A 25,014-nucleotide genomic window follows, 5' to 3' on the forward strand; every position below is an offset into this window, starting at 1 on the left:
CACCGCATCCTCGTCCGGCCCCGGGAACCGGACATCACCCCGCGTGGGTGAGTACGGCTCCGGGTGCCGCGCGGGATGCTCGCCCCTCACCTCAGGGGAGGAGCCACTGATGACTCAGCGAACTCTGTCGGCCCAGCACCCGGCGGCCGTCGGATTCTCGGTGCTCGCCGGCTGCCTGATGCTGCTGGTCGGCGCCTACCACGCGATCGCGGGACTTGTCGCGATCATCGACGACGACTTCTACGTGGTGACGCGCAACTACACGTACGAGTTCGACACTTCGGCGTGGGGGTGGATCCACCTGCTGTCCGGCGTCGTCGTCATGGCTGCCGCCTTCGGCGTGTTCGCGGCCCGGGCCTGGGGGCGCGCCATCGGCATGATTCTCGCCGGGGCCAGCGCCGTCGAGAGCTTCTTCTTCATCCCGTACTACCCGGTCTGGTCCATCGTCATCATCGCCTTGGACGTCATAGTGATCTGGGCCCTGGCGGTGTACGGCAGGCAGCCGTCCGGCCAGGCCTGACGGCTGCGGGGCACCGCCTTCAGGGGGTTCCCTTCAGGGGGTTCAGGGGGCGAGGACCTTACTCTTCGCCCTCTGGTACTCCTGATCCGTCAGCGCCCCCGCCTGCCGGAGCTCGGCGAGCTGCGTCAGCTGGCTCGTCCCGGAGCTCCCCGGCCCAGCGGATGCTTCGCGTACGTACGAGCGGAACGCGGAGTCGCGCGCCTGCGCCTGCTGCATGTCCCGTTCACCCATCGTCCGGCCCCGGGCGATGAGGTACACGAACACACCGACGAACGGCAGCACGAGGACGCAGAGGAGCCACCCGGTCTTCGCCCAGCCTCCGAGGTCGTGGCTGCGGAAGATGTCGGTGATCATCCTGAACACCAGGATCAGCCACGCCGTCCACAGGAAGAACCACAGCATGGTGAGGAACAGGTTCATCAGCGGATAGTCCATCGTGCGCCTCCTCGGCAGTCGGTGAGATGCACCGTGGTGCGCCCGGCTCCACATCGCCTCACCCCCGCCGGGTGATGTCCTCGCGGGGCGCCGGGGCGAGAGTCGGCGGCATCAGCCCGAAGAGCGGGTGTGCCGAGAGAAGAGGCCTCGCCATGACCGGGAGCCGGACCGCGCATCTCACTCCGCAGGACCGGGCCGCCCGCGGCAGGGCGGCCCGCGGCTTCGTGCCGCGCTCCGCCCACGCGGAGTTCACACCGCAGCCGGACCGCCCGGATCCCGTGGACGTGCTCGAAGCGCAGTCGGCGGCCCGGGTGCCGGAGTTGGTGCCCGTGCGGTACGCACGGATGCTGGAGTCCCCGTTCCGGTTCTACCGGGGTGCCGCCTCGATCATGGCCGGTGATCTGGCGGGCACGCCGAGCACCGGCATCGAGGCGCAGCTGTGCGGAGACGCCCATCTGCTCAACTTCCGGCTGCTCGCCTCCCCGGAGCGCCATCTGATGTTCGACATCAACGACTTCGACGAGACGCTGCCCGGGCCGTGGGAGTGGGACGTCAAGCGGCTCGCGGCGAGCCTGGCCATCGCCGGCCGGAACAACGGCTTCACCGATGGGGAGCGGGCGACCGTGGTGCGCGGGGCGGTGCGGGCGTACCGCGAGTGGACGGCCCGCTTCGCCGGCATGCGCCACCTCGACGTCTGGTACACAAAGATCGAGGCGGACGATCTCTACCGGGCGCTGCGCGACAGGGGCAACCGTGTGATGCGTACGAGGACGGCCCGGGCCCTGGCCAAAGCACGCACCCGCGATCATCTGCACGCGTTCGAGAAGCTCACCCACCTGGTCAAGGGCGAGCGCAGGATCACACCCGATCCCCCACTGATCGTCCCCGTCGACGATCTCCTGCCGGACATGGAGCGCGATCAGCTGGAGGAACAGATCAGGGGTCTCATCGAGCGGTACGGCGAGAGCCTGCCGTCCGACCGGCGGGCCCTGCTCGACCAGTTCCGCCTGGTGGACATGGCCCGCAAGGTCGTCGGGGTCGGCAGCGTGGGCACCCGCTGCTGGATCATCCTCATGCTCGGCCGTGACGAACAGGACCCCCTGCTCCTCCAGGCCAAGGAGGCAGAGACCTCGGCGCTGTCCGCGTACACGGGTCCGAGCGCGTACGAGAACCAGGGCGAGCGGGTCGTCTCGGGCCAGCGGCTGATGCAGGCCACGAGCGACGCCCTGCTCGGCTGGGAGCGGGCCGAGGGCATCGACGGCCGTCAACGGGACTTCTACGTACGTCAGTTGCACGACTGGAAGGGCATTGCTCCCGCCGACACCATGAGCCCGCGGGGCATGGGGATCTTCAGCCAGGTCTGCGGTGCGACGCTGGCCAGGGCCCACGCCCGCTCCGGCGACCGCATCGCCGTCGCCGCCTATCTCGGTCGGGGCGACACCTTCGACCGCGCCGTCGCGAAGTTCGCCGAGGCGTACGCGGACCAGAACGAGGCCGACTTCCGGGCCCTCGGCCGCGCGGCCCACACCGGGCGGGTCCGCGCCGAAGCACCCTGAGATGGCCCCAACCTCCCCTTGAACGGGGGCTGTTGGGCCAGCAGATATCCCAGGGCGATGCCCAGGGTGATGACGACGAAGAGGAAGATGAGCCAGGAGAGCAGAGTGAGGACCGATCCGAAGGGGCCGTAACGACGGATGCTCTCGTTCAGGGCGTGCGGCAGGTAGAGCCGGGACACGGCACTGAAGGCGGCGATGCCCGCTCCTGTGAGCAGGGCGCCGGGCAACAGCGGCCCCCACGGCACACGCTTTCCCAGCAGGAGGTGCTGGGTCCACCACCACATCAGGACGGTGGTGCCCAGCGCGATCGGGAATCCGACCAGAGGGCCCGCCCCGAACCCGTCCTGGCAGGCACCGTGGAACACCAGCGAAGCGAGCCACCCGAACAGCCAGGCGAGCCACCGCCATGCGGCCGGCCTGCCTCCCGCGGGCGGCAGGTGCCAGGCACGCTCGCACAGCCGCTGCAGGGTGCGACTGACGGCGGTGGCCGACAGCAGCGTCATGAGGACGCTGAACGCCCCCCACGACTCACGGGGCGGTGGGCGGCCGGTCGTGAACTGCCGTGCCTGGTCCGCCGAGACACCCTTCAGGCCGAGGAACGTACGCAAGGAGGAGAGCAGTTCCTCGCGCACGGCCGGCGGCCCGAAGGACACCACGACGAACACCACGGGCAGGGCGGCCAGAAAGACCTGAGCCGCGAGGCGGGTCGCAGTGTCGAGGACATTGACGTGCCTCAACTCCCCCGCCACGGACCGCACGCGCGCGTGCAGCCCCGTTGTCACCTCGTACCCCAGTCGTAGAGCACCGCGGTGCGCACAAGGAGGTCTTGGACCGAGGCGTTCCGGCGGCTGACGAGTACCCAGCAGAGCCCCATCGGAAAGAGCACGCACAGTACGGCACGCAGTGCTGCCCGGCCTGCGGGCACGGGACGGCCGGAGGCGCAGACCACGCGCAGGCCTGCGAACTGTTTCCCGGGCGTCCGGCCCGCCACCGTCCAGCCCGCGGCGAGGTATCCGACGGCGATCAGGGAGCCGCCCGCCGCGCCGCCCGGTCTCGGGAGATCCGGTAGCGCGAACGGCGCGCCGGTCACCACGTAGTCGCCCACGCCGTACAGGAGCAGGGCAGCTGCGCAGAGCGCGCCGACGAGCCCGAGGTCGATCACATCGGCCACCGTCCGGGAGGCGATCCCCGCGCGCCGCCCCTGGACCGCGGGCGCCCGGTTCACGGTTCCTCCGGCCACGGCGAGGGTCCTGCCGTGTTCCGTTCGGTGGACCGGAGCATGACCCGGTCGGCGATCCGGCTCAGGAACCGGTCCGCGCTGACGCCGCGGTCCCGGAAGGCGTCCACCGTCTCGACCGCCATCGTGCCGCTGGACTCACGGACGATGCCTGCGAAGTCGATCTCGTCGAGCACGCGCCGCACCAGATCGGCCAGATCGAGACGGGCGATCACCGCGTCGAGATCCGCCCGCGCCACCACCGCGTCGACATCGATGCGCGCGACGATGCGGTCGACGTCGATCCGCGCGGCGATGCGGTCGACGTCCACGCGCCTCGCGACACGGTCGGCATCGAGACGCTCGGCGGCCCTGTCGAGGTCGAGTCTGCGCGCCGCGCGATCCAGGTCTATGCGGTCCGCCGCTCCGTTCAGATCCACCTGGGCCAGCACGCCGGACGCCACCTCCTGGACGACCGCCCGGACAAACCCCGCGGCCAGTTCCCGATTACGCTCCTGCTCCGCGGCCCCGCGTTCTCCCCACTGCACCAGCAGCCGCCACGACGAGACGAACGGCTCATGCGTCACCACCGGGCGCGCGGCGCACGCGACGACCGCGCCCACCCGGGAACCGGCGCACCGGACCGCCCGCGCGGAGCGTCGCCGGGCGGCGGTGCCCAGAGCCAGGGCCGCGCAGGGCAGCAGGCGGAGCAGTTCGGGTTGCCGCCCCGGCGCCGTGTCGTCGGCGTCCGCAGGGTCGAGCACGCGCCGCAGACCGGACCCGGTCAGGCCCAGGAGACCGAGCGCCGTGCGCAACGCCTGTTCCGGCAGGCTGTCCGTCTCTTCCGCTCCGCGTGCACCCATCCGCGTACTCACCGCCTCCGACCACGCCACCTTGGAACAGAATCCGGCCGGGTGCCCTCACCCGTGGCAGGTGACGCTTCAAGGGAGCGCTATATGATCATGCGTGCGGCGGCCGACACGCCACGCACGTCCTTGGAGCCGATCGAAGGGAAGCCGGATGAGCAATCCGCTGGCCTGGATCGCCGAGCTGCACATGGCGCACAGCCTGACCCTGGTTCAGGGCCTGACCGGCCGCGATCTGCTCGTACGCATCGGCGGTGAGCCTCAGAGCATCCGGCAGCCGGACGACGCGGACGAGGTGGGGGCGTTGCGCGACGAAGCGCTGGAGGACTACTGGGACTTCGGCGCGCTGCACGGCGGCGTCGCCGGGGACTGGGCCTTCGCCTTCGAGCCGGCGAGCACCTGGGCCTTCGACGACGAGCGTCTCGCGGCCGCGTCGCGCGGCACCCGGCTGATCGGCTGCTACAACGGCGACTCGCTCGGCTTCGTCGAGCACTGGGTCGACGGGACGCTGATCACCAAGTTCGACACACGGCAACCCGAACTCCGGCACGAGCAGCGGGGCGATGACCCCGACCGGCTCGTACCGGAGATGGGCCGGGCAGGCTTCTTCGACCCGGAGAACGGTCTTTCGCCGAACCTGCGCGCCCTGGCGCTGCTGCACGACTGCACCGGGGTCACCCTGAGCCCGCATCAGGTCACCTTCGGCCTGATGGCCAGGCTTCCGGCGTACGACGAGTGAGGCGGGGCGGGATGGCCCCGCCCCGCCCCGCCGCGCACCGCAGGTCAGCCCACGCTGATCCAGAACTTCTCGCCGTCGATGACCCGTTGCTTCTGGTAGAAGCCGCTCAGTGAGCCACCGACCGAGCCGTTCTGCTTGTTGGGCACGTGCCCGATGGTGCACTCACTGCTCGGGGTCACGTTGTTGACGTAGTAGATGGTCCACTGGCCCTTCCGGCTGCCGCTGGTCTCCTTGTGGGGGCGGATCTCCGCACAGTCCTTGCCCGCCAGCTTCCGCTGCCCGCCGCTCTGCCGCGTCTTGGCGAACGGGTACTCGTCGCAGCTGTCGTCGGGAACCTGCGGGTCGGCCTTGAAGGTGCCGTCCTGGCAGATCTTGTTGCGGTTGGCGTTCGACTTGTCGTCGTCGGCAAGGCGGGTCAGCGGCTTGCCCCGGCCCTGCCAGCCCCAGTGGCCCTTGAGATTCCGCATCGACCAGGCGACGTTGGCCTGTCCGGCGTTCCGCAGCGGCAGCTTCATCGTCGGCACCGCCTGGGGGAACACGCAGCCGACGTTCTTGCCGCTCGGGTACCGGGAGTCACCGAAGGTCCGGTCGCACCTGAGCTTCATGGGCGGCGCGAACCAGGCCGGGGAGATGAGGACTTGGCCCGCGCCGAGGATGGTCACGGTGTTCTTCGCGCGGAAGCTCTGGACCGGGACGGCCCCCTTCCACACATGGCTGGTGGCGCCGTCGAGGACCCGGCCCTTGCTGATCGGCACCGACCCCGACCACGCGTTGTCGGCCGCGCACGCGCCGCCCGAGCACGTGGTCTTCCACGACGCCCGCAGCCCCCTGGCGGAGCCCGACGCGGCGTCGAGCCGCAGCGTGTTCTCGGTGTGCCACAGCCCCTCCTTGATGGAGGCCTTGCCGTTGTGCTCCTTGGGGTCGAGCTCGATCTCCTGCGTTGCCGTGAACACGGCCCTGCCGGTCGTCCGCTTCGTCTTGAGGTCGATCACGGTGTACGTGAGCGACACCCGGCCGCAGGCATCGGTGCGCGTATAGAACCAGCGCCCCGGCTGGACCCGGCACTGCCGGCCCGCCTGCGACGCGATCTCGGACGCCGACTTCACCTCGGGCTTGGGCGGCTTCGCGCTCTCCCAGCAGCCGATGCTGTCGAGCCCCTTCTTCAGGAACCCTTCGAGCGCCGCCTTGACCTGCTTGCAGCCCTGCTCGAACTCGAACTTGACCGCGCCGCCCTCCTGGGCCTTCGGCGCCGCACCGGCGGCCTTGACGACCTGCCCGCTGGCGGCCTGCGCCCCGGCGTCCTGCGCGCCCTTGTCGTCCTCGCCGCCGCCCTCGGGCCCGCCGCAGGCCACGGCACCGGCCAGTACGGCGATCGACAGCGCCGTCGCCAGCACCGGCCGTACAGCCTTCCCGACCTTCCCGGCCGGCGTCCCCGAGGGCTTCCTTGCAGCCGATCTCACGGCCCCTCCTCATCATGATCACGCCAAAGAAGTGATCATGATGCCACGCCGACTGTCATGTCCTGCGCGGGCGAAGTGAACGTCATGTGCTCACTTGCACCCGTCCCCCAGGCTGCTGGCTCATGGCCGGCAGGAGCGTCAGTCGCCCTCTATTTCACGTTCAGTCGCCCTCGTTTTCGAACGTGCGCAGCAGGTCCGCGGCGACGCTCACGGCGATGGTCGCGGGTTCCTTGCCGGTGAAGTCCGCGAGGCCGATCGGGGTCTTGATCCGGTCGATGGTGGTCTCGTCGTGACCGCCCTCGGTGGCGAGGCGCTTGCGGAACCGTACCCACTTGGCCGCCGAGCCGATCAGCCCGATGGAGCCGAGATGGGTCGTGCGCAGGGCGGCGTCGCACAGCGCGGCGTCCTCGGCGTGGTCATGGGTCATGATCAGGACGTGGGTGCCGCGCGGCAGCTCCTCAAGCACCTCCTCGGGCAGCAACGGCGTGTGATGTACGTGCACTTGACCCACCGCGTCCGCAAGCACGGCGAGCCGCCCCTCGGTGAGGATGTCGGCGCGGGAGTCGATCAGATGGAGGTCGAGGTCCTGACGTGCCAGGATGCGCGCCAGTTCAAGCCCGACGTGCCCGACGCCGAAGATCGCCACCGCCCGTACCACGGCGAGGGGTTCGAGCAGCACCGTCACCGTGCCGCCGCAGCACTGCACGCCATGCCGGTTGGTCACCTTGTCGTTCAGGGCGAACTCGATCAGTTCCGGCTCCGGCTTGGACGCGGCGATCATCTCCCGGGCCCGGTCGATGGCGACGGCCTCGACATTGCCGCCGCCGATCGAGCCCCATGTCTCGCTCTCCCCCACGACGAGTTTCGCTCCGGCGTCGCGCGGGGCGTGGCCGCGCACGGTCGCGACGGTCACCAGGACGCCGGACTGCCGGCGTGCCCGCAACCGTGCGACCGCGGCGACCCACGTCATGTCAGGCACCGCTCGGCGTTGTGGCTGCGGTGCGGTTCTTGCCGTTGGGGGCGAATCCGGTGGGGGCGAATCCGTTGTCGGCGGATCCGTTGTCGGCAAGTCCGTTGTCGGCGTGGCCGTTTCGGGAGGCGTGGCCCTGGCGGGCTCCCTGGATCGCCCAGTACACCGCCTCCGGCGTGGCGGGCGAGGCCAGCTCGACGCCGACCCCGCCCGGTCCGAACGCGGCGGCGGCCTGCCGCAGGGCCTCTCGTACGCAGAAGGCCAGCATCAGCGGAGGCTCGCCGACCGCCTTGGACCCGTAGACCGCGCCCTCTTCGGTGGCGTTCTCCATGAGCGTGACGTTGAACTCCTCGGGCATCTCCGAGAAGCTCGGCAGCTTGTAGGTGCTCGCGGCCTGGGTAAGGAGCCGGCCGCGGTTCGGCCCGTCCGTGGCGTCCCAGCGCATGTCCTCAAGGGTGAGCCAGCCCGCGCCCTGCACGAAACCGCCCTCGACCTGACCGATGTCGATCATCGGGGACAGGCTGTCGCCGACATCGTGCACGATGTCCACCCGTCGGATGCGGTACGCACCGGTGAAGCCGTCCACCTCCACCTCGGCCGCGGCGGCGCCGACGGCGAAGTACTTGAACGGCGCCCCCTGGAACGTCTTCGCGTCCCAGTGCAGGCCCTCGGTCCGGTAGAAGCCCGCCGCCGACAGCTGCACCCGCTGGAAGTACGCGGTGCGCACCAGGTCGTCCCAGGCCAGCTCCTTGTCGCTGCCCAGGGCGCGCGCGACGCCGTCGACGATGCGTACGTCCGAGGCGCTCGCACCCAGCTGACTGGCGGCCACCTGCAGCAGCCGCTCGCGCAACTGCTCGCAGGCGTTCTTCACCGCCGCACCGTTGAGATCCGTACCGGAACTCGCCGCGGTGGCAGAGGTGTTGGGGACCTTGTCGGTGCGCGTCGGGGCAAGCCGCACCTTGTGCAGCGGGATGCCCAGCGAGGTCGCGGCCACCTGCAGCATCTTGGTGTGCAGGCCCTGGCCCATCTCGGTGCCGCCGTGGTTGATCAGGACCGAGCCGTCCTTGTAGATCAGGACCAGCGCGCCGCCCTGGTTGAAGGCGGTGAGGTTGAACGAGATGCCGAACTTCACGCCGGTGATCGCCAGTGCCCGCTTGGTGTTCGGGTGCGCGGCGTTGAAGGCGGCGATCTCGCGCCTGCGATCGGCGATGGCGCCGTTGTCCTTGACCTGCTGCCAGACGGCGGAGATCCGTTCGGGCTGAGTGACCTGCTGTCCGTACGGCGTCGACTGGCCCTGCCGGTAGAAGTTGCGCTCCCGCAGCTCCATCGGGTCCAGGCCGAGCAGCGGCGCGCACCGGCCCATGATGTCCTCGATCACCAGCATGCCCTGCGGTCCGCCGAAGCCGCGGAAGGCGGTGTTGGAGGCCTTGTTGGTCTTGGCGATGCGACCGGCGATGCGTGCGTTGGGGATCCAGTACGTGTTGTCGATGTGGCACAGCGCACGGGCCACCACCGGCTCGGAGAGGTCCAGGCTCCAGCCGCCGTCCGCGGTCAGGGTGGCGTCCAGGGCCTGGATGCGTCCTTCGGCGTCGAAGCCGATCTTCCACGTGGCGTTGAACCCGTGCCGCTTGCCGGACATGGTCAGGTCCTGCGTCCGGTTGAGCCGCAGCCGGACCGGGCGACCGGTCAGCTTGGCGCCGAGTGCGGCGATGGCCGCGAACCCGTGCGGCTGCATCTCCTTGCCGCCGAAGCCGCCGCCCATCCGCAGACACTGCACGGTCACCTCGTGGCTGTGCAGACCGAGGACGTGCGCGACGATTTCCTGGGTCTCCGAAGGGTGCTGGGTGCTGCTCTGGACGAACACCTGCCCGGACTCGTCGACCAGGGCGAGCGCCGCGTGCGTCTCGAGGTAGAAGTGCTCCTGGTCGGAGAACTGGAACTCGCCGGTGAACACGTGCGCGGAGTCGGCGAAGCCCGCCTCGACGTCGCCGGTCAGCATCACGGGCCGCGCGCCGTGAAAACTGTCGGCCGCGATCGCGTCCTGCAGCGTGATCAGGGAAGGCTGTTCGTCGAGTTCCACCTCGACGGCCGCCGCACCGAGCCGGGCCGCCTCCAGGGTCTCGGCGAGCACCCAGGCCACCGCGTGGCCGTAGAACATGACCTCGTCGGGGAAGAGCGGTTCGTCGTGCTTCATTCCCGCGTCGTTGACGCCGGGCACGTCGGCAACGGTCAGCACGCGGACCACACCGGGCACGGCGAGCGCGGGCTCGGTGCGCAGCGCGGTGATCCTGCCGTGGGCCTTCATGGCCTGGACCGGGTGGGCGTGCAGCACGTCCTTGGTGCGATGGACCAGGTCGTCGGTGTAGAGCGCGGTGCCGGTGACGTGCTGGGCCGCACTCTCGTGCGGCATGGAGACGCCGACGACAGGCTTTTCGGGGCGCTCGGACAGATGGCTCATGACGACACACCCTCGGTGGTTTGTGCGTACAGCTTCAGCAGGCTCTGGCCGAGCATCGCGGAGCGGTAGGCGGCGCTAGCGCGGTGATCGTCCATGGGCGTGCCCTGGGCCCGCAGCACCTGGGCCGCGGCCTCGACCGTCTCCGCCGCCCACGGCTTGCCCTCCAGGGCCGCCTCGACGGCACGGGCGCGGATCGGGGTGGCGGCCACACCGCCGAGGCCGATGCGTGCCTTGCGTACGATCCCGTCCTCGATGTCGAGCGCGAAAGCGACCGCCACGCTGGAGATGTCGTCGAAGCGCCGTTTGGCGATCTTGTGGAAGGCCACGACCGGCGACAGCGGCAGCGGGACGCGCACCGCGCGGATCAGCTCGCCGGGACGGCGCACGCTCTGGCGGTAGCCGGTGAAGTAGTCGGACAGCGGGACCTCGCGTTCGCCGTCGGCGTCGGCGAGCACCACCGACGCCTCGAGCGCGAGCAGCACCGGCGGGCTGTCGCCGATCGGGGAGCCGGTACCCAGGTTCCCGCCGAGGGTCGCGCCGTTGCGGATGAGCCGGGATGCGAACTGCGGGAACAGCTCCGCCAACAGGGGGACCCGGCCGTCGAGTCGGCGTTCGATCTCGGTGAGCGTCAGCGCCGCCCCGATCTCGATGTGGTCGGATTCGACGCGCAGCTCCCGCAGTTCGGGCAGCCGGTCGACGGCGACCACGCAATCGGCCCGGCGGGAGCGGATGTTGACCTCAACGCCCCAGTCGGTGGAGCCGGCGACCACCACCGCGTCGGGCCGCTCGCGCAGCAGCCGCAGCACTTCGGTCAGGGTGCCCGGCCGAAGGAACTCCCTGCCGTCCTGGGTGTATTCGGTGGCAACCGGCGCGGGCGGCGACTGCTCGCGACGCTGCGCGAGGAGGTCCTCATCGGTGGGCGTACCGACGGCGAAAGCGGCATCGCGGATCGGGCGATAGCCGGTGCAGCGGCACAGGTTTCCGCTCAGCGCGTGCAGATCGAACCCGTTCGGACCGTGCTCGGCATCGGTGACATCGGCCGTATCCGCGTGCGCGCAGCGGTCGGGGCGGTAGTACTCGGCGGCCATGCTGCAGATGAATCCCGGTGTGCAGTAGCCGCATTGGGAACCGCCGCGGGCCGCCATCTCCTCCTGCACCGGGTGGAGCGCGGGCGGCGTGCCGGGTTCGCCGGCGGTGGCGAGCCCTTCGGAGGTGATGATCTCCTGGCCGTCGAGAGCCGCTGCCGGGACCAGGCAGGCGTTGACCGCCACCCAGTCGGTGGGCTTGTTCACGCCGGGACGGGCCACCAGGATCGAGCAGGCGCCGCATTCACCCTCGGCGCAGCCTTCCTTCGTGCCGGTGAGCCCACGCTCGCGCAGAAAATCCAGCGCCGTGGTGTGGGGCGCGGCCGGTGAAATCGGGGCTTCTGTTCCATTGACGGTGATACGCGCCGCTACCATGACGGGCCTTCGATTCGGTGCGCGATCGGTCGATTCATCATGTTCGCCAATTTTCAGGCAGCTTTCTGTGTTCAGAACTCTGTGTTCAGAGGCGCCACGCGCGAGAAGCGGGCGCAAAACGGCACACAACAGATGCGTGCCGAGAAGCGGTGACGGGAAACCCGGAATGCGCCGCAGACGGGCACATCAGAACGGCGTATTCAGCAGCCGTGCGCGATCCGGCCCGGAACCCAGACCGTGCACTGGGCGAGGCGACCGAGATCAGAGCTGGTGTTCATCCGCTGGTCGCCCCCTTTCGGCAGTTCAGGTCGATGGCCACCGCAACCTAATGGCTGGGCCCCCAGGGGTCAAGAGGCCCCCCGTGTCATCACACATGCCGGTGGAGCAGGCTGGCACCGAGCGGGGTGACCTCGTGGAGCACGCTGTTGCCCTCGCGGGAGCTGACGATCAGCCCGGCGCGACGCAGCACGGTGAGGTGCTCGCTGGCCGATGAAAGCCGCAGGCCCGCGCGGCGGGCGAGCTGGCTGGTGTTGCTCTGCCGGCAGGCGTCGGCCGCCTCAAGGACCGCGGCACGGCTGCACCCCACAAGGTCGGCGAGGGTGTCGCTCGCGTCGTCCGCCGCCCGGAAGTCCCACGGCTCATGGCCGAGGGGGTACAGCAGGACCGGCACCCCCTCCCCCTGTCGCACCAGGGTCACCGGGTGGCAACGGCAGAAGTAGGAGGGCACGAGGAGCAGGCCGCGTCCGTCCAGGTGCAGGTCGCGGTCCACCGGATAGTCGATGTCGAGGGCAGGCGCGCACCACCGTGCGGACGGGGACAGGCCGCGGAGCAGCGCCTCCACCCCGCCGGTGGCGAGGAGCCGGCCGGCCCGCGCTCGTTCGCGTGCGGTGTGCGTCAGGATGCCGCTGAGGAACGGTGTGATCGCAATCCGCTGGTAGTCCTGGAAGGACCGGCCGAGGTGGTCGAGCGCCGGGGCGAGGCCTCGATGCAGGTCGCGTACCCACGGCGACAACGGCCCTCCGGTGGCGAGGAGTTCGAGGTCGTCGCGCACCTCGTTCCTGGGGGTGAGCAGGACGGGCTCCACCGCCTCGGCGAGGCACAGGGTGGCGGTGTGCGGTGTCAGGAAATCCGGGAAGTAGCCCTGCTTCGGGATCAGTTCGGCCAGCGACCGGGCCCGCGGCGGCAGGTCGGGCCGCACCCGCCCGCGCCACCACATGCCGAGGAGTCCGGCGCAGCCGTCCCGGAGCCAGTGGGTGCTCAGTACGGTTTCCCACATCAGAGCCGGCGCGCTCGCCACCCGTGTCCGGGCGAGGTCAGGGCCGGTGAAATGAATGCGCAGCATGTGTCCCCCGATCACAGCTGTGTCACATGGGCCCGTACCGTGCGGCAGGGGCTCCCGTCAGCAGCGCCCAGTAGCGGTCGCCGTAGGACCAATGCCACCATTCCGTCGGGTAGTTGATCAGTCCCGCGGTGGTGAGCGCCGCACACAGGGCGAGCCGGTTGCGGCGTACTTGGCCGGAGATGTTCGGTGCGTCGGTGTAGCAGGCTCCGCCACTCGCCTCCGGGCTTGCGTCGACCGGTGTGCCGAGGTCGAGTTCTTCGCCGTCCGTGGTGCACAGGGTGAGGTCGACGGCGGCACCGGCGACGTGCGGCCCTATCTCGGGCGGCGCCAGCGAACGGCTGGTCTGGGTGCGCAGGTGGTCGTCCGGCCAGTCCGGGTTGGCGCGGCGCAACTCGGCCGCGTACTCGTCGAAGTAGCGGGTCTGCAGGTCAAGGGGCCGGTACCCCTCGGTGATCAGCAGCCGCAGCCCGTCGGGCAGCAGGCGTGCCGCCCTTTCGAGGCGCAGGGCGACCCCCTCGCGGACCATGGCATACGCACCGTCCGGATCCGCCTGTCGTGGGTCCACTTCGAGGAGGGACAACTCCCGCAGGTCGACGAGGAGTTCGCCGCACTCGACGACGGAGACGTGGGCCACTTCGGGTGCGTTCATGAGGATGATCGGGGCCATGGCATGTCCTTCTTCGTCATACGTAGTCGTACGACGACGTACGTCGTCCTGCGTGTGGGAAGTGCCGGTGGCGGCGCACGCGCCCGGCCCCGGAGAGAGGCAGGTGCGGCACTCTCCCCGGGGCGCCCCCGTCGGGCGGTGGTCCTGGTCGGCAGGTGGTGGGCGTTATCGCCTTTCGGGCGAGACGTAGCCGACGACGTCGCCGCGCTCGGTGTTGTACCGGGTGCGCTTGAAGACGCCTTCCTTGCCGCTGCCGCTCGACGTCTTCGTGGTGTTGCCCTCGATGGTCGTCAGCTTCTTCCCGCTCTTGCGGTACTGGACGACGACACCGACGTGGTCGACGTCCCAGCCGTTGGTGCCGAGGCTCGGCGTGCCGCCGTCCCAGTCGTAGAGCACCGCGTCACCGGGCTGGGGTACGTAGGAGCCGCGCTTGTGCCACTTGCCGGTGCCGGCCTTGGCTGCCCGGTAGAAGGAGCCCGCCCACGGGTCGGTGTGCTTGGTCTTGGCGCCGGACTCCTTCCAGACGTAGCGGACGAAGTCGGCGCACCAGTTGTTGGAGCGCCACTTCACGCCGCCGGTCGACGTGCTGCAGATGTTGTCGCCGCTGGGCTTCCAGTAACCGCTGTAGAAGTTGCAGTTGTTCCCCTTCTCGCGGTTGTGCTTCGGGTTGTCCTTCTCGATGGTGGCCGTCTTGACGATGTTCATGCGCAGAGGGCTCGGTGCGGCCGACGCGGTCGTGGTCAGCGACCCCGCGGCGACGACGCCGGCGACTGCGGTGGCCAGCAGCACGACCGCCGGGCGGCGGTAGGCGGACGCCTTCGTGGACAGAGAGGTCGAGTCGAGTGCCGATCCGGCCATGGTGCTGTTCGTGGTGCTGTTCGTCGAGCTGGACATCAGTGGTCCTTCCCCGTTGATTCCCCGTTGTGCCGGAGGCTGTTTCCCTCCGACATCACCAAGGTTCGCCGGGGCTTCTGCAGCTTGCCTGTAAGCCCTCAGGAACACGACTCACAGCGGCTTACAGTTCGTCGCGCTCCCGCGTGCCGAACTCCGTGAACACGGACTTCGCCTCCGTACGCAGTGCCGCCGCACCCTGCCCGTCACCCAACGCCTCGCGGGCCGCGGCGAGATCGCGCAGCGTGCGGGCCCGAGGCAGCCGCAGCTCCAATGCGTCCCACAGGCGCACGGCGGCGGCGAGCCGCTTCTCCGCCTCCTGCTGCCGCCCGTCGGCCAGGGCACACTCGCCGAGCGTGCGCAGGGTCAGCGCCTCGCCGAAGCGGTCCCGGTACGCCCGGCAGACGTCGAGCGCACCGAGCAGCTCCGCCTCCGCCTCGCGCGTACGTCCCAGCCTCAACCGGGCCTTGGCTCGGGCCCGTTCGGCGTACGCGGCCATCAGCGGATCACCGAGGCCCGCGAGGATCTCAAGGGCTCGCCCCGCGTACTCCTCGGCCTCCTCGTACGCCCCGAGCGACCGGTGCACCAGGCTCAGCGTGCGCAGCGTGAGTGCCTCGCCCCGCCGGCTGCCCAGGCTCCGGTAGGCGCCCAGTGATACGTCCAGGAGCGCCGACGCCTCGTCTTGGTCGCCGAGTTCCATGCGTACGGAGCCACGCAGCCGGCACGCGAGACCGACGCCCGCGTCATCGCCCAGGCGCTGGAAGACGTCGACGGCACGGCCCAGCGCGTCGTCGGCGGCCGCCAGCCTGCCCAGCTCACGCAGGTTCCCGCCGAGACCCGCGAGGGCGGCGGCCTGGCCGTGCAGATCGCCTATGGCGGCGCACAGGGGCTCGGCCTGCCGGAAGTAGTCCTGGGCCTCGGCGTACCGGTCCTGTTCGAACCGCAGTTGCCCCAGGCCGATGAGCAGCAGCGCCTCGCCGGCCCGGTCCTCGGCGCGCCGGGCGGCGGCGAGAGCGGCGTCATGGCTGCGCCACCAGGCATCGAAGCGGTTGCCGACGGCGAACGACGACGAGCAGAGCGCCGTCGCGGCGGCACAGGCGAGGGTGTGCAGGCCGAAGGCCGCAGCGCGCTCGACGGCCGTGGCGAGCGCGTCGGCCTCGGCCTCGAACCAGGCGAACGGATCGGCGAGCGCCCGCCGCGTGGTCGCCGATCCGACCTCGGCCGCCGGTCCGCGGCCTTGCGTGCCGGTGCCGTCCCACTCCGCCTTGGCCCCGCCGGCGGACCGGTTGACGCTCGCCGAACCTCCGAGATAGGGCCGCAGTACGACCACCCCCGAAGGCGCCTCCTCCGCGACGCGCTCCACCAGGCGCAGCCCGGCGGCCAGCGCACGTCCCACCGCCGCCGTGCGCACCTCGACGGAATCCTCGGCCTCGGCGCGCTCAGCGGCGTACACCCGCACCAGATCGTGGGCCCGATAGCGCGACTGACCCGCGGAGTCGGTCCCCGTCCAGTCCAGCAGCTGCGCGTCGACGAGCCGCTCAAGGACCTCCTCCACTTCGTCCTCGGCCCCGTCGACGAGCAGCGCCACCATCCAGGGGGCCGTGTCGCACGGGCCGAGGACGGCAAGGCGGCGCAGCACCGTGCGGGCGTCGTGATCGAGCGACTCGTAGCTGAGACCGAGGCTGGCCCGCACCTCCAGATCGCCCACGGCCAGCTCGTCGAGGCGGCGCCGCTCGTCCTCCAGGCGGTCGGCGAGGATGCGGGGAGTCCAGTGCCTGCGGGTGGTCAGCCGGGCCCCGGCGATCCGCAGGGCCAGCGGCAGACCGCCGCACAGGGTGACGATGCGGCGGGCCGCGGCGTCCTCGGCGGGATCGTCCGTCGCGCCCTGCGGGCCGGTGACCCGGGCCAGCAGCTCAAGGCTGCGTACCTCGTCCAGGACGGCGAGATCGGTACGCCGGGCCCCGTCGAGGCCGCCGAGCCGGGCCCGCGAGGTGACGAGCACTCCACAGCCCGCGCTGCCCGGCAGCAGGGGCCGCACCTGAGCCTCCCTGCCCGCGTCGTCGAGGACCAGCAGGAGGCGGCGCCCCGCGACGAGGCTGCGGAAGAGGTCCGCGCGCTCATCGGCATGCTCGGGCGGCGCCGCCCCCAGGGCGCGCAGCAGCCGCCCGAGGACGTCGCCGGGCGGCAAGGGGCCGCCGGTGCCCTGCAGTTCGGCGTACAGCTGCCCGTCGGGGAAGGCGTCCATGGCCAGGTGGGCGGCCTTCACCGCGAGGGCGGACTTGCCGACGCCGGCCGGCCCCGACACCACCACGACGGAGGTCGCGTCCCGGGGTGCGGTGAGCCCGTCGACGACGTCCGCGATTTCCGTCTTCCGCCCGGTGAAGTCCTGGATGGCTGGAGGAAGCAGGCACACGGGCCGGGGCGTGGCGGGCACCTGCGGCGCCGAGACGTCGGTGGCGTCCGCACCGCCGCCCTCTGCGGGCAGCAGCACAGGGTCGGCCCGCAGGATCGATCCATGCCGCCGGCTGAGCTCAGGACCGGGATCGATGCCGAGTTCCTCGGCGAGCACGGCACGTCCGTCCTCGTACACCGTGAGGGCGTCGGCCTGCCGCCCCACCCGGTAGAGGGCGAGCATGAGCTGTCCTCGCAGCCGCTCGTTGGTGGGCTGGGCGCCGACGAGTCCCTTGAGCTCGGTGATCAGCTCGCTCTCCCGCCCCCCGCATTCGAGTTCGGCGGCGATGCGCTCTTCGAGCACGGCCTGCCGGGCCTCCTCGAGCCGTACCGCCTCGCTCCGCAGCACCTCGCCGACCCCGCCGAGCGCGGCACCGCGCCACAGCGTGAGGGCGTCACGCAACAGCCGGGCGGCGGCGGAGTGATCCCCCTGAGCTGCGGCCCGCCGACCGGCCGCTGCCAGCTCCTCGAACCGCCCGAGGTCCACGGCCCCGGCGTCTGGCCGGATCACATACCCCGGCGCCCGCGTCTCGATCGCCCCCCGGCGCGCCTCCGGCAGGGCCCGCCGCAGCGCCGAGACATACGTCTGGATCAGCGCCCTCGCCGTCTCCGGCGGCTCATCGCCCCATACGACATCCACCAGCGCATCGGCAGGCACGACATGCCCGGCGCGCAACAACAACGCGGCCAACAGGGCACGAGGCTTGGGCCCGCCCACCCGCAGGGGCCGGTCTTCCCACAGCGCTTCGACCGGCCCGAGCAGGCGGAATTCCAATGCCATGTTCTGTCCCCCGAGGCGTCACCGACACTGACTCACGCCTCATGGTCCCCTAACTTCCCTGGCAGGGCGAAGAGTTGAGGGGCACGGCACGTCATGGCGTCCGGTTTTGGGCCATCGGTTCCGCGAGGTCGGCGGCTTCCAGGCGCAGCCCGGGCGGGGCGCCGCCGGGCAGCCGTCGTTCGCTACGCCGGGTCGATGCGGGAGACGCTGCCGCCGATGTCGAGCACGTACAGCTCACCCTTGCCGCCCTGCACGAACGAGACCACCTCACCGCCGTTGACTCCGAGATCGTGCACGCCGGTCACCTTGCCGTTCTCGATCTGCAGCGAGCGGACGGTGCCGTCGCAGTAGTCGCTGAACACGTACTGACCCTTGAGGTCGGGGATCGCCTTGCCTCGATAGACGTAGCCGCCGGTCACCGAGCAGCCGAGGCCGGTGCGGTCGTACTCGTGGACCGGCGGCACATGGTTCGCGGGCTCGGTGCCGTCCCGGAAGGGATGGTTGCCCTCCATCCGGGACCAGCCGTAGTTCTCGCCGCCCTTGCTGTTCGCCGGGGCCCAGTCGATCTCCTCCCAGGCGCTCTGGCCGACGTCGCCGATCAGCAGATCGCCCGTGCCCGCGTCGAACGAGAACCGCCACGGGTTGCGCAGCCCGTAGGCCCAGATCTCGTCCTTCGCCTTCGGGTCGTCCACGTACGGATTGTCCGGCGGGATCGCGTACGGCTTGCCGCCGCTTGGGTCGATCCGCAGGAGCTTGCCGAGCAGGGTGTCGAGATTCTGCCCGTTGCCGTGCGGGTCGCCGCCCGAGCCGCCGTCGCCGAAGGCGATGTAGAGGTAGCCGTCGGGGCCGAACTTGATGTCGCCGCCGTTGTGGTTCGCGTAGGGCTGTGTCTGGGTGAGGACCGTGCGCCGGGTGTCGGGCCGGATCTTGCCGTGCCGTACGGCGAACTCGTCCACGGTGCTTGTGCCTTCGAGGTTCGTGTACGAGATGTAGAAGTGCGCGAACTTCCTGTCGAACGCGATGCCCAGCAGGCCGCGTTCGCCGTCGGTGGTGGTCTCGCCGGAGATGTCGAGGACGGGCTTCCCGAGCCCCTGCCCGCTCAAGACCCGCACGGTGCCTGCGCGTTCGGCGATCCAGACCGTGCCGCCGGGCCCGGCGGCGCCTGCGGATGGATTCTTGGCCGTGGCCACATTCTTGAGCGCGACCTTCGGTGCCGCCTGCCGCGGGGCGGCCGGCTCGACGGCGGACGCCGCCGTCAGGGCGAGGGACGCGACGAGGCAGATGGTGCCGATGATCGCCGAGCTTCTGGTGCGAACTCTCACCGTGATCCTCCTGGAGGCGGCGAATGGGGGGGTCACCAGGCTGCCGATGGTGTGCCACCGGCCACGGATGAGGGTACTGGGACAGGCGTTGTTGGTATAGACCAAGAGCCGATCCGGCCGCCGCGAACTTCGAGACGGCCGATTCGCAGCCCATCACGCGCACCGCGGCCGTCGCTGCCGGCTCGCTCCTCGCTCTCGCCCCGCACTTCAGCGCCAGCGCGGGAGAGGAGAACGACGCCGTCCGGGCCCCGGCCGGATCGCCCGTCGCCGAGAACGGGCAGCTCAAGGTCTGCGACACCACGCTGTGCACCGCACAGGGCAAGGCAGTTCAGCTCAAGGGCATGAGCTCGCACGGCACGCAGTGGTACGAGCACTGCCTCACGGACGGCTCCCTCGACGCCCTGGCGCAGGACTGGCAGGCCGATGTGCTGCGCGTCTCCACGTACGTCCAGGAAGGCGGCTACGAGTCGACCCGGCGAAGTTCACGCGGATCGCCCAGCGCGTGGTCGATCAGGCCATCGAGCGCGGCATGTACGCGATCATCGACTGGCACATGCTCACCCCGGGCGACCCCAACGCGAACACCGGGCTCGCCAAGAAGTTCTTCGGATTTCGTCGGCTGCCCGGGACAGTGTCCGGAGGTACTCGTCGTCGTGGTCGGCGGCGTAGAAGTGGAACGTGTACATGATGTTCTCGGCGTCGACCGGATTGTCGACGACCTCCCTCTCGTCCGCGCCCTCGGAGACGCCGAGCGAGGACCAGGCGCGGGTGCCGACGAGTGCGATGCCGTCGGGGTCGTGCTGCCGGATCACGGGGATGATCTCTTCCGCGTACGACTTGATCTCGGACCATTCGACGCCGCTGGACTCGTTGGCTATCTCGTAGAAGACATGGGGCTGGTCCGCGTACTTCTTGTTCGTCACCGAGTTCGGCACCCAGAAGGCATCGGGCGACGGCGGCGACGACTTCGCGATGACGCAGAAGTACGTCGACCTGATGGAGCAGAAGAACATCTCCTGGACGAACTGGAACTACTCCGACGACTCACGTTCGGGAGCGGTCTTCAAGGCCGGCACCTGCGCCAGCGAGGAATGGGCGGGCACCGGCGTCCTCAATCCGGCCGGCGTCTGGATACGGGACCGCGTCAAGGGCTGACCGACCACCCCGCGCAGGTGACCACGCGGTGCGGGGTGGGCCCGTTCGCCATAACTTGGAAGTGCGTTCCCCGGGTACGGAGCGCGGGAGGTGGAGACATGGCCGGCCAGAAGGCTGTGATGCGAGAGCTGCTGCGTACTTCGGGACAGACGTACGCGGCGGAGGCGGGGATCCGACTGGCGGACACCCCTCAACCGCTCTACCGCACGCTCGTCCTGTCCTGTCTGCTCAGCGCCCGTATCCGGGCATCCGTGGCGGTGGCGAGCGCGCGGGCGCTGTACGACGCCGGGATGCGCGGTCCACGGCAGATGGCCGACGCCTCGTGGCAGCAGCGGGTCGATGCTCTGGGGCGCGGTGGCTACCGGCGCTACGACGAACGGACCGCGACCCAGCTCGGTGACGGCGCCCGGCTTGTGCTCGATGAATGGGGCGGCGACCTGCGCAGAATGCGTGAGCAGGCGGACGGCGACGTGGCGGCCCTGAAACGGCTGCTGCGTCAGGTGCCGGGGCTCGGCCCCGTAGGCGCGGACATCTTTCTGCGCGAAGTGCAGGACGTGTGGACCGAGTTCGGGCCCTACCTCGACGCCAAAACGCTGCAGGGGGCCGAGCGCCTCGGGCTGCCCCGGAACACCGCCGGGCTGCTGCGGCTCGCGGGGAACGAACAGCCGGCCGTTCTGGCCGCGGCGCTGGTCCGGGCCGCCCTCGACCGGCAGTTGGCGCAGGACAGCATCGACCGGGCAGCCGGCCGCGCCCGCTCCTGATCCCGCCGTCACTCAGGACGCAGCCACACGGTCGCCAGAGGAGGAAGGGTCACCCCCAGAGTGGCCGGGCGGCCGTGGGACGGCTCGGGGGTGGACTTCAGCGGGTCCGGATTGCGGACGTCGCCTCCCCCGTAGCGAGCGAGATCGGTGTTGAGGGTCTCGCGCCAGACAGTGTCCGCGTCCGGGACACCGAGCGGGTAGTCGTGGCGGACCACCGGGGAGAAGTTGCACACGGCAAGCAGCGGAGTGCCGTCCGCGGCGAAGCGCAGGAACGCCAGCACGTTGTCCTCCGCCGCGTCCGCCGCGACCCAGGAGAATCCGGCGGGCTCGGTGTCCTGCTCCCACAGCGCGGGGGCGGACCGGTACTCATGGTTGAGGTCCCGCACCAGTCGCAGTACGCCCCTGTGGTCCGGCTCCGCCGGGTAGTCCGGGTCCAGGAGCGCCCAGTCAAGGCCGTTCCCCTCCGACCACTCGGCGCCCTGGGCGAACTCCTGCCCCATGAAGAGGAGTTGCTTGCCTGGGTGGGCCCACATGAAGCCCAGGTAGGCCCGGTGGTTGGCGCGCTGCTGCCACCAGTCGCCCGGCATCTTGGAGACCAACGCCTGCTTGCCGTGGACCACTTCGTCGTGCGAGAGGGGCAGGAGGTAGTTCTCGCTGTACGCGTACACCATCGAGAACGTCATCTCGTTGTGGTGGTACACCCGGTGCACGGGGTCGCGCTTGATGTACTCCAGGGAATCGTGCGACCAGCCCATGTTCCACTTCATGCCGAAGCCGAGGCCGCCCAGACCGCCGGGACCCGTGTCATGGGTGGCCCGGGTCACGCCGTCCCACGCCGTCGACTCCTCGGCGATGGTGACCACTCCGGGGCAGCGCCGGTAGACCGTCGCGTTCATCTCCTGGAGGAACGCCACCGCGTCCAGGTTCTCCCGGCCGCCCGACTCGTTGGGTGCCCACTGCCCGTACTCGCGTGAATAGTCGAGGTAGAGCATCGAGGCGACCGCGTCGACGCGCAGGCCATCGATGTGGAACTCCTCGCACCAGTAAGTGGCGTTGGCGGCAAGGAAGTTGCGCACCTCCTTGCGGCCGTAGTCGAAGGTCAGGGTGCCCCAGTCGGGGTGCTCGGCACGTCGGGGATCCCCCGGCTCGTACAGGTGCTCTCCGTCGAAGGCCGCCAACGCCCAGTCGTCCTTGGGGAAGTGGGCGGGGACCCAGTCGAGGATCACGCCGATGCCCGCCCGGTGCAGCGTGTCGACGAGGTACTTGAAGTCGTCGGGCGTGCCGAGGCGGGCCGTCGGCGCGTAGAAGCCGGTGACCTGGTAGCCCCAGGATCCGCTGAAGGGATACTCCGCGACCGGCATCAGCTCCACGTGGGTGAAGCCCGCATCCGTGACGTATTCCGTGAGCTGGTCGGCGAGTTGGCGGTAGGAGAGGCCGGGACGCCAGGACGCCAGATGGACCTCGTAGACCGAGAAGGGGGCCCGATGGACGGGGCGGTCCGCGCGGTGCGCCATCCATTCGGCGTCCGCCCATACGTGGGACGATTCCGTCACGACGGAGGCGGTCGCCGGCGGCACCTCCGTGCGGCGGGCCATCGGATCGGCGCGCACGGTGTGGGTGCCATCGGGGCGGGTGATGTCGAACTTGTAGAGGGCCCCCTCGCCGATACCGGGGACGAACAGCTCCCATACGCCGGTCGAGCCCAGCGAGCGCATGGGGTACGCGGCTCCGTCCCAGCTGCAGAAGTCACCGCAGACCCTGACTCCCCTCGCGTGGGGCGCCCACACCGTGAACCGGGTCCCCGGCACGCCCTGGTGGGTCATCGGGTGCGCTCCCAGCGCCCTCCACAGTTCTTCGTGCCGGCCCTCGCCGATCAGGTGCAGATCGAGTTCACCCAGAGCGGGAAGGAAACGGTAGGGGTCCTCGTATGTGCCGTCCCGGCCGTCGTACGTCACGCGCAGCCGGTACTCGGGCATCGCGTCGTGCGGCAGAACAGCGGAGAAGAAGCCGTCGCCCGTGTCCTTCAGCTTCACGCACCGACCCTCGGTGAGGAGCGTCACCGCCTGGGCGTAGGGGCGCAGGACCACGAAGGCCGTGCCTCCGGGCACCGGATGCGCGCCGAGCACGGCGTGCGGGTCGTGATGGGTGCCCGCCAGAAGGCGCCCTCTGTCCTGTGCGTCGAGAGGGGCTTCGGGAAGGCGGTCGCGGACATCGGCGACGGTCCGGGGAAGGGTACCCATTGGTCTCAACTCTCTTCCGCGAGGCGGGCGATCGCCGCCATGGGGACGGGCAGCCAGTCAGGGCGGTGCCGGGCCTCGTACAGCACTTCGTACACCGCTCGGTCAGTCTCGTAAGCGCGCAGGAGCTCGGCCTCCGCACGCGGATCCCACGGCGACTCCGCCGCGTACCCCGCGCAGTAGGCCTCCCTGCACCGCTTCACCCACTGGGCGCCCCAGGGGCGCCGGGTGTAGGCCGCATAGTCGAAGGAGCGGAGCATGCCCGCCACATCGCGTACGGGTGCCTGCGCGTGCCGGCGTTCGGCCAGCGGTCGGGCCGGTTCGCCCTCGAAGTCGATGACGAACCAGCGCTTTCCGGCCCGGAGCACCTGGCCGAGGTGCAGGTCGCCATGGATCCGCTGGGCCGGGCGGCTCAGCCCGCGCGCCGCGAGCGCGCCGTATGCCGCCTTCAGGCGAGACACGTACGGAACGAGGTCCGCCACCTGACGGGCGGCGGTCTCCAGACGGTCCGTCATCGCCGCGGCCAACCGCCCGCCGCCGTGCGGGTCCAGGGGCTCCGTGTCGAACGACCGGGTCAGCGCCAGGTGCACTTCGGCCGTGGCACGGCCCAGTTCGTACGACTCGTCGCTGAAGTCCTCGCCCGCGGCGAGGGACTGGAGCGCCAGCGTCCAGCCGTCCGTCGCCTCGCGCAGGAAGGGCTGGAGCACTCCGAGCGTCATCTTGCACGGCTCGGTGGTCCAGAACCACGCCACGGCCGCGGGCACCCGGGCACAGCCGCCACGGGCCAGCGCCCGCGGCACTTCCAGGTCCGGGTTGATGCCGTACTGGACGCGGCGGAACAGCTTCAGGATGAAGGAATCCCCGTACACCAAAGAGGTGTTGGACTGCTCGCCGTCGACCAGCCGGGGCTTGAGCCCGTCAGGAACCACGACCTGCGTGTCCCGTTCGAAGCGCAGGGGACCCGTGGCGCCGGGAACCCGCAGGCGTTCCAGGAGCAGCGTCGCCGACCACGGGTCCAGGAGGGCGTCGTACACGGTGAGTCCGGCGAGCGGGCCCGCGTCCGGTCGGCCGATGAGCGCGTGCTGGAGCCGGAGCGGCAGGTGCTCGCGGACGCCGAGGATCAATTGGTAGCAGTCATCGGGCTGCCCGGCATGGCGCGTACGGATCAGCAGGTGCAGGCACCCCGGGTGCAATTCTGTCGTCGAAAGGACGGCCAGATCCGTCACGGGCCTGCCCTTGCCCGCGAACCACCTCTGCTTCGGCAGCCACTCGCGAAGCAGCCCGGCCAGCGAGGTCAGCAGCTGGGGCGGGCCGAGGCTGGCGGGCGACTGCGATGCCGTCTTCAGCATGAGACACACGTCCCTTCAAAGGTGCACCGGGGGTGCGGCCGGAGGTCGTGGATGGTCGGTCAGCCGGAACCAGTAGAACCCGTGTCCCGCCAGTGTCAGGAGGTAGGGCAGTTCGCCGATGGCCGGGAAGCGCACCCCGCCGATGAGTTCGACCGGGTGGCGGCCGTTGAAGGTCTGCAGGTCGAGCTCGGTGGGCTGGGCGAAGCGGGAGAAGTTGTGCACGCACAGCACGAGGTCGTCCTTGTACTCGCGCAGGAACGCGATGACCGCCGGGTTGGAGGAGGGCAGTTCGGTGTACGAGCCGAGCCCGAAGGCGGGGTTCTGTTTGCGGATCTCGATCATCCGGCGGGTCCAGTGCAGGAGCGAGGCCGGGGAGGA

Annotated in this window: 19 protein-coding genes and 4 pseudogenes; 6 read left to right on the top strand and 17 right to left on the bottom strand. The window is 70.4% G+C overall.

From position 1 onward, the window contains the following. Positions 1 to 109: 109 nt before the first annotated feature. Positions 110 to 520, top strand: coding sequence for a hypothetical protein (locus AB0G47_RS29550; RefSeq protein WP_360776198.1), 411 nt, complete (start codon positions 110 to 112; stop codon positions 518 to 520). 42 nt (positions 521 to 562) lie between these two features. Here AB0G47_RS29550 and AB0G47_RS29555 read toward each other — a convergent pair whose 3' ends face one another. After that, the gene (locus AB0G47_RS29555; RefSeq protein WP_360776201.1) at positions 563 to 955 is read right to left on the bottom strand and encodes an SHOCT domain-containing protein; all 393 of its coding nucleotides are present in this window, start codon (positions 953 to 955) and stop codon (positions 563 to 565) included. A 152-nt stretch (positions 956 to 1,107) separates the two neighbouring features. Here AB0G47_RS29555 and AB0G47_RS29560 point away from each other — a divergent pair, with 152 nt between their 5' ends. After that, positions 1,108 to 2,511, top strand: a complete 1,404-nt coding sequence (locus AB0G47_RS29560; RefSeq protein WP_360776204.1) for a DUF2252 domain-containing protein — start codon at positions 1,108 to 1,110, stop codon at positions 2,509 to 2,511. A gap of 44 nt (positions 2,512 to 2,555) precedes the next feature. On the opposite strand, the pseudogene AB0G47_RS29565 reads toward AB0G47_RS29560, so the two are convergent. The 3 genes and pseudogenes from AB0G47_RS29565 to AB0G47_RS29575 form a co-directional block, all read right to left on the bottom strand. Continuing rightward, positions 2,556 to 3,401, bottom strand: a pseudogene (locus tag AB0G47_RS29565) (YhjD/YihY/BrkB family envelope integrity protein); the annotation flags it as partial. Then, positions 3,290 to 3,751 carry an RDD family protein gene (locus tag AB0G47_RS29570; protein WP_360776207.1) on the bottom strand — a complete coding sequence of 154 codons (462 nt, stop codon included), beginning with the start codon at positions 3,749 to 3,751 and terminating at the stop codon, positions 3,290 to 3,292. The pseudogene AB0G47_RS29565 and the gene AB0G47_RS29570, both read right to left, overlap by 112 nt. Next, entirely contained in the window at positions 3,733 to 4,590 is an 858-nt protein-coding gene (locus AB0G47_RS29575; RefSeq protein ID WP_360776210.1) for a hypothetical protein, read from the bottom strand. The genes AB0G47_RS29570 and AB0G47_RS29575 overlap by 19 nt, the downstream gene beginning before the upstream one ends. 157 nt (positions 4,591 to 4,747) lie before the next feature. Here AB0G47_RS29575 and AB0G47_RS29580 point away from each other — a divergent pair, with 157 nt between their 5' ends. Further along, complete coding sequence (locus AB0G47_RS29580) at positions 4,748 to 5,332, top strand: DUF6461 domain-containing protein (RefSeq protein ID WP_360776213.1); 585 nt, start codon at positions 4,748 to 4,750, stop codon at positions 5,330 to 5,332. Between the two features lie 44 nt (positions 5,333 to 5,376). On the opposite strand, the gene AB0G47_RS29585 is transcribed toward AB0G47_RS29580, so the two are convergent. The 9 genes from AB0G47_RS29585 to AB0G47_RS29625 all read right to left on the bottom strand — a co-directional run bounded on the left by AB0G47_RS29585 (position 5,377) and on the right by AB0G47_RS29625 (position 19,134). Next, positions 5,377 to 6,792: a hypothetical protein gene (locus AB0G47_RS29585; RefSeq protein WP_360776216.1), complete on the bottom strand. Its 1,416-nt coding sequence runs from the start codon at positions 6,790 to 6,792 to the stop codon at positions 5,377 to 5,379. 160 nt (positions 6,793 to 6,952) lie between these two features. Then, positions 6,953 to 7,762, bottom strand: coding sequence for a xanthine dehydrogenase accessory protein XdhC (gene xdhC, locus AB0G47_RS29590; protein WP_360776219.1), 810 nt, complete (start codon positions 7,760 to 7,762; stop codon positions 6,953 to 6,955). 1 nt (position 7,763) lies between these two features. Next, positions 7,764 to 10,220 carry a xanthine dehydrogenase molybdopterin binding subunit gene (gene xdhB / locus AB0G47_RS29595; protein WP_360776222.1) on the bottom strand — a complete coding sequence of 819 codons (2,457 nt, stop codon included), beginning with the start codon at positions 10,218 to 10,220 and terminating at the stop codon, positions 7,764 to 7,766. Next, positions 10,217 to 11,680: an FAD binding domain-containing protein gene (locus AB0G47_RS29600; RefSeq protein WP_360776225.1), complete on the bottom strand. Its 1,464-nt coding sequence runs from the start codon at positions 11,678 to 11,680 to the stop codon at positions 10,217 to 10,219. Before AB0G47_RS29600 ends, xdhB begins: the two co-directional genes overlap by 4 nt. A 367-nt stretch (positions 11,681 to 12,047) precedes the next feature. Then, positions 12,048 to 13,022 (bottom strand): helix-turn-helix domain-containing protein, encoded by a 975-nt coding sequence (locus tag AB0G47_RS29605; RefSeq protein ID WP_360776228.1) that lies wholly within the window; start codon positions 13,020 to 13,022, stop codon positions 12,048 to 12,050. 22 nt (positions 13,023 to 13,044) lie between these two features. After that, positions 13,045 to 13,689 (bottom strand): M15 family metallopeptidase, encoded by a 645-nt coding sequence (locus tag AB0G47_RS29610; RefSeq protein WP_360776231.1) that lies wholly within the window; start codon positions 13,687 to 13,689, stop codon positions 13,045 to 13,047. 165 nt (positions 13,690 to 13,854) lie between these two features. Further along, positions 13,855 to 14,583 carry a CHAP domain-containing protein gene (locus tag AB0G47_RS29615; protein WP_360776234.1) on the bottom strand — a complete coding sequence of 243 codons (729 nt, stop codon included), beginning with the start codon at positions 14,581 to 14,583 and terminating at the stop codon, positions 13,855 to 13,857. A gap of 121 nt (positions 14,584 to 14,704) precedes the next feature. Further along, on the bottom strand, positions 14,705 to 17,812 hold the full coding sequence (locus AB0G47_RS29620; protein ID WP_360776237.1) for a BTAD domain-containing putative transcriptional regulator: 3,108 nt from the start codon (positions 17,810 to 17,812) through the stop codon (positions 14,705 to 14,707). 182 nt (positions 17,813 to 17,994) lie between these two features. Continuing rightward, a complete protein-coding gene (locus tag AB0G47_RS29625; RefSeq protein WP_360776239.1) occupies positions 17,995 to 19,134 on the bottom strand; it encodes a PQQ-dependent sugar dehydrogenase in 1,140 nt (379 codons plus the stop codon). A gap of 152 nt (positions 19,135 to 19,286) precedes the next feature. Between AB0G47_RS29625 and AB0G47_RS29630 the strand changes: the two are divergent. After that, positions 19,287 to 19,741 (top strand): annotated as a pseudogene (locus tag AB0G47_RS29630) (cellulase family glycosylhydrolase); the annotation flags it as partial. A gap of 1 nt (position 19,742) precedes the next feature. Here the strand turns inward: AB0G47_RS29630 and AB0G47_RS29635 are convergent. Next, a pseudogene (locus AB0G47_RS29635) lies at positions 19,743 to 20,048 on the bottom strand (cellulase family glycosylhydrolase); the annotation flags it as partial. A 1-nt stretch (position 20,049) separates the two neighbouring features. Between AB0G47_RS29635 and AB0G47_RS29640 the strand changes: the two are divergent. Together AB0G47_RS29640 and AB0G47_RS29645 are read left to right on the top strand one after the other, a co-directional pair. Beyond that, positions 20,050 to 20,289, top strand: a pseudogene (locus AB0G47_RS29640) (cellulase family glycosylhydrolase); the annotation flags it as partial. A gap of 98 nt (positions 20,290 to 20,387) precedes the next feature. Beyond that, the gene (locus AB0G47_RS29645; RefSeq protein WP_360776242.1) at positions 20,388 to 21,050 is read left to right on the top strand and encodes an endonuclease; all 663 of its coding nucleotides are present in this window, start codon (positions 20,388 to 20,390) and stop codon (positions 21,048 to 21,050) included. A gap of 8 nt (positions 21,051 to 21,058) precedes the next feature. On the opposite strand, the gene glgB is transcribed toward AB0G47_RS29645, so the two are convergent. The 3 genes from glgB to AB0G47_RS29660 form a co-directional block, all read right to left on the bottom strand. Continuing rightward, complete coding sequence (gene glgB / locus AB0G47_RS29650; RefSeq protein WP_360776245.1) at positions 21,059 to 23,290, bottom strand: 1,4-alpha-glucan branching enzyme; 2,232 nt, start codon at positions 23,288 to 23,290, stop codon at positions 21,059 to 21,061. Positions 23,291 to 23,295: 5 nt separating this feature from the next. Beyond that, positions 23,296 to 24,636 (bottom strand): maltokinase, encoded by a 1,341-nt coding sequence (locus AB0G47_RS29655; protein ID WP_360776248.1) that lies wholly within the window; start codon positions 24,634 to 24,636, stop codon positions 23,296 to 23,298. A 15-nt stretch (positions 24,637 to 24,651) separates the two neighbouring features. Continuing rightward, positions 24,652 to 25,014 (bottom strand): alpha-glucosidase C-terminal domain-containing protein (locus AB0G47_RS29660; protein ID WP_360776251.1); only part of this gene is annotated, 363 nt, incomplete at its 5' end.

This window comes from Streptomyces sp. NPDC021622, assembly GCF_040640795.1.
Classification (GTDB): Bacteria; Actinomycetota; Actinomycetes; order Streptomycetales; family Streptomycetaceae; genus Streptomyces.

Excerpts from the sequence above, each read along its gene's own strand:
- AB0G47_RS29550 (WP_360776198.1), top strand. The coding sequence starts at position 110 with ATGACTCAGCGAACTCTGTCGGCCCAGCACCCGGCGGCCGTCGGATTC.
- AB0G47_RS29555 (WP_360776201.1), bottom strand. The coding sequence starts at position 955 with ATGGACTATCCGCTGATGAACCTGTTCCTCACCATGCTGTGGTTCTTC.
- AB0G47_RS29560 (WP_360776204.1), top strand. The coding sequence starts at position 1,108 with ATGACCGGGAGCCGGACCGCGCATCTCACTCCGCAGGACCGGGCCGCC.
- AB0G47_RS29575 (WP_360776210.1), bottom strand. The coding sequence starts at position 4,590 with ATGGGTGCACGCGGAGCGGAAGAGACGGACAGCCTGCCGGAACAGGCG.
- AB0G47_RS29580 (WP_360776213.1), top strand. The coding sequence starts at position 4,748 with ATGAGCAATCCGCTGGCCTGGATCGCCGAGCTGCACATGGCGCACAGC.
- xdhC (WP_360776219.1), bottom strand. The coding sequence starts at position 7,762 with ATGACGTGGGTCGCCGCGGTCGCACGGTTGCGGGCACGCCGGCAGTCC.
- xdhB (WP_360776222.1), bottom strand. The coding sequence starts at position 10,220 with ATGAGCCATCTGTCCGAGCGCCCCGAAAAGCCTGTCGTCGGCGTCTCC.
- AB0G47_RS29600 (WP_360776225.1), bottom strand. The coding sequence starts at position 11,680 with ATGGTAGCGGCGCGTATCACCGTCAATGGAACAGAAGCCCCGATTTCA.
- AB0G47_RS29605 (WP_360776228.1), bottom strand. The coding sequence starts at position 13,022 with ATGCTGCGCATTCATTTCACCGGCCCTGACCTCGCCCGGACACGGGTG.
- AB0G47_RS29610 (WP_360776231.1), bottom strand. The coding sequence starts at position 13,689 with ATGGCCCCGATCATCCTCATGAACGCACCCGAAGTGGCCCACGTCTCC.
- AB0G47_RS29615 (WP_360776234.1), bottom strand. The coding sequence starts at position 14,583 with ATGTCCAGCTCGACGAACAGCACCACGAACAGCACCATGGCCGGATCG.
- AB0G47_RS29620 (WP_360776237.1), bottom strand. The coding sequence starts at position 17,812 with ATGGCATTGGAATTCCGCCTGCTCGGGCCGGTCGAAGCGCTGTGGGAA.
- AB0G47_RS29645 (WP_360776242.1), top strand. The coding sequence starts at position 20,388 with ATGGCCGGCCAGAAGGCTGTGATGCGAGAGCTGCTGCGTACTTCGGGA.
- glgB (WP_360776245.1), bottom strand. The coding sequence starts at position 23,290 with ATGGGTACCCTTCCCCGGACCGTCGCCGATGTCCGCGACCGCCTTCCC.
- AB0G47_RS29655 (WP_360776248.1), bottom strand. The coding sequence starts at position 24,636 with ATGCTGAAGACGGCATCGCAGTCGCCCGCCAGCCTCGGCCCGCCCCAG.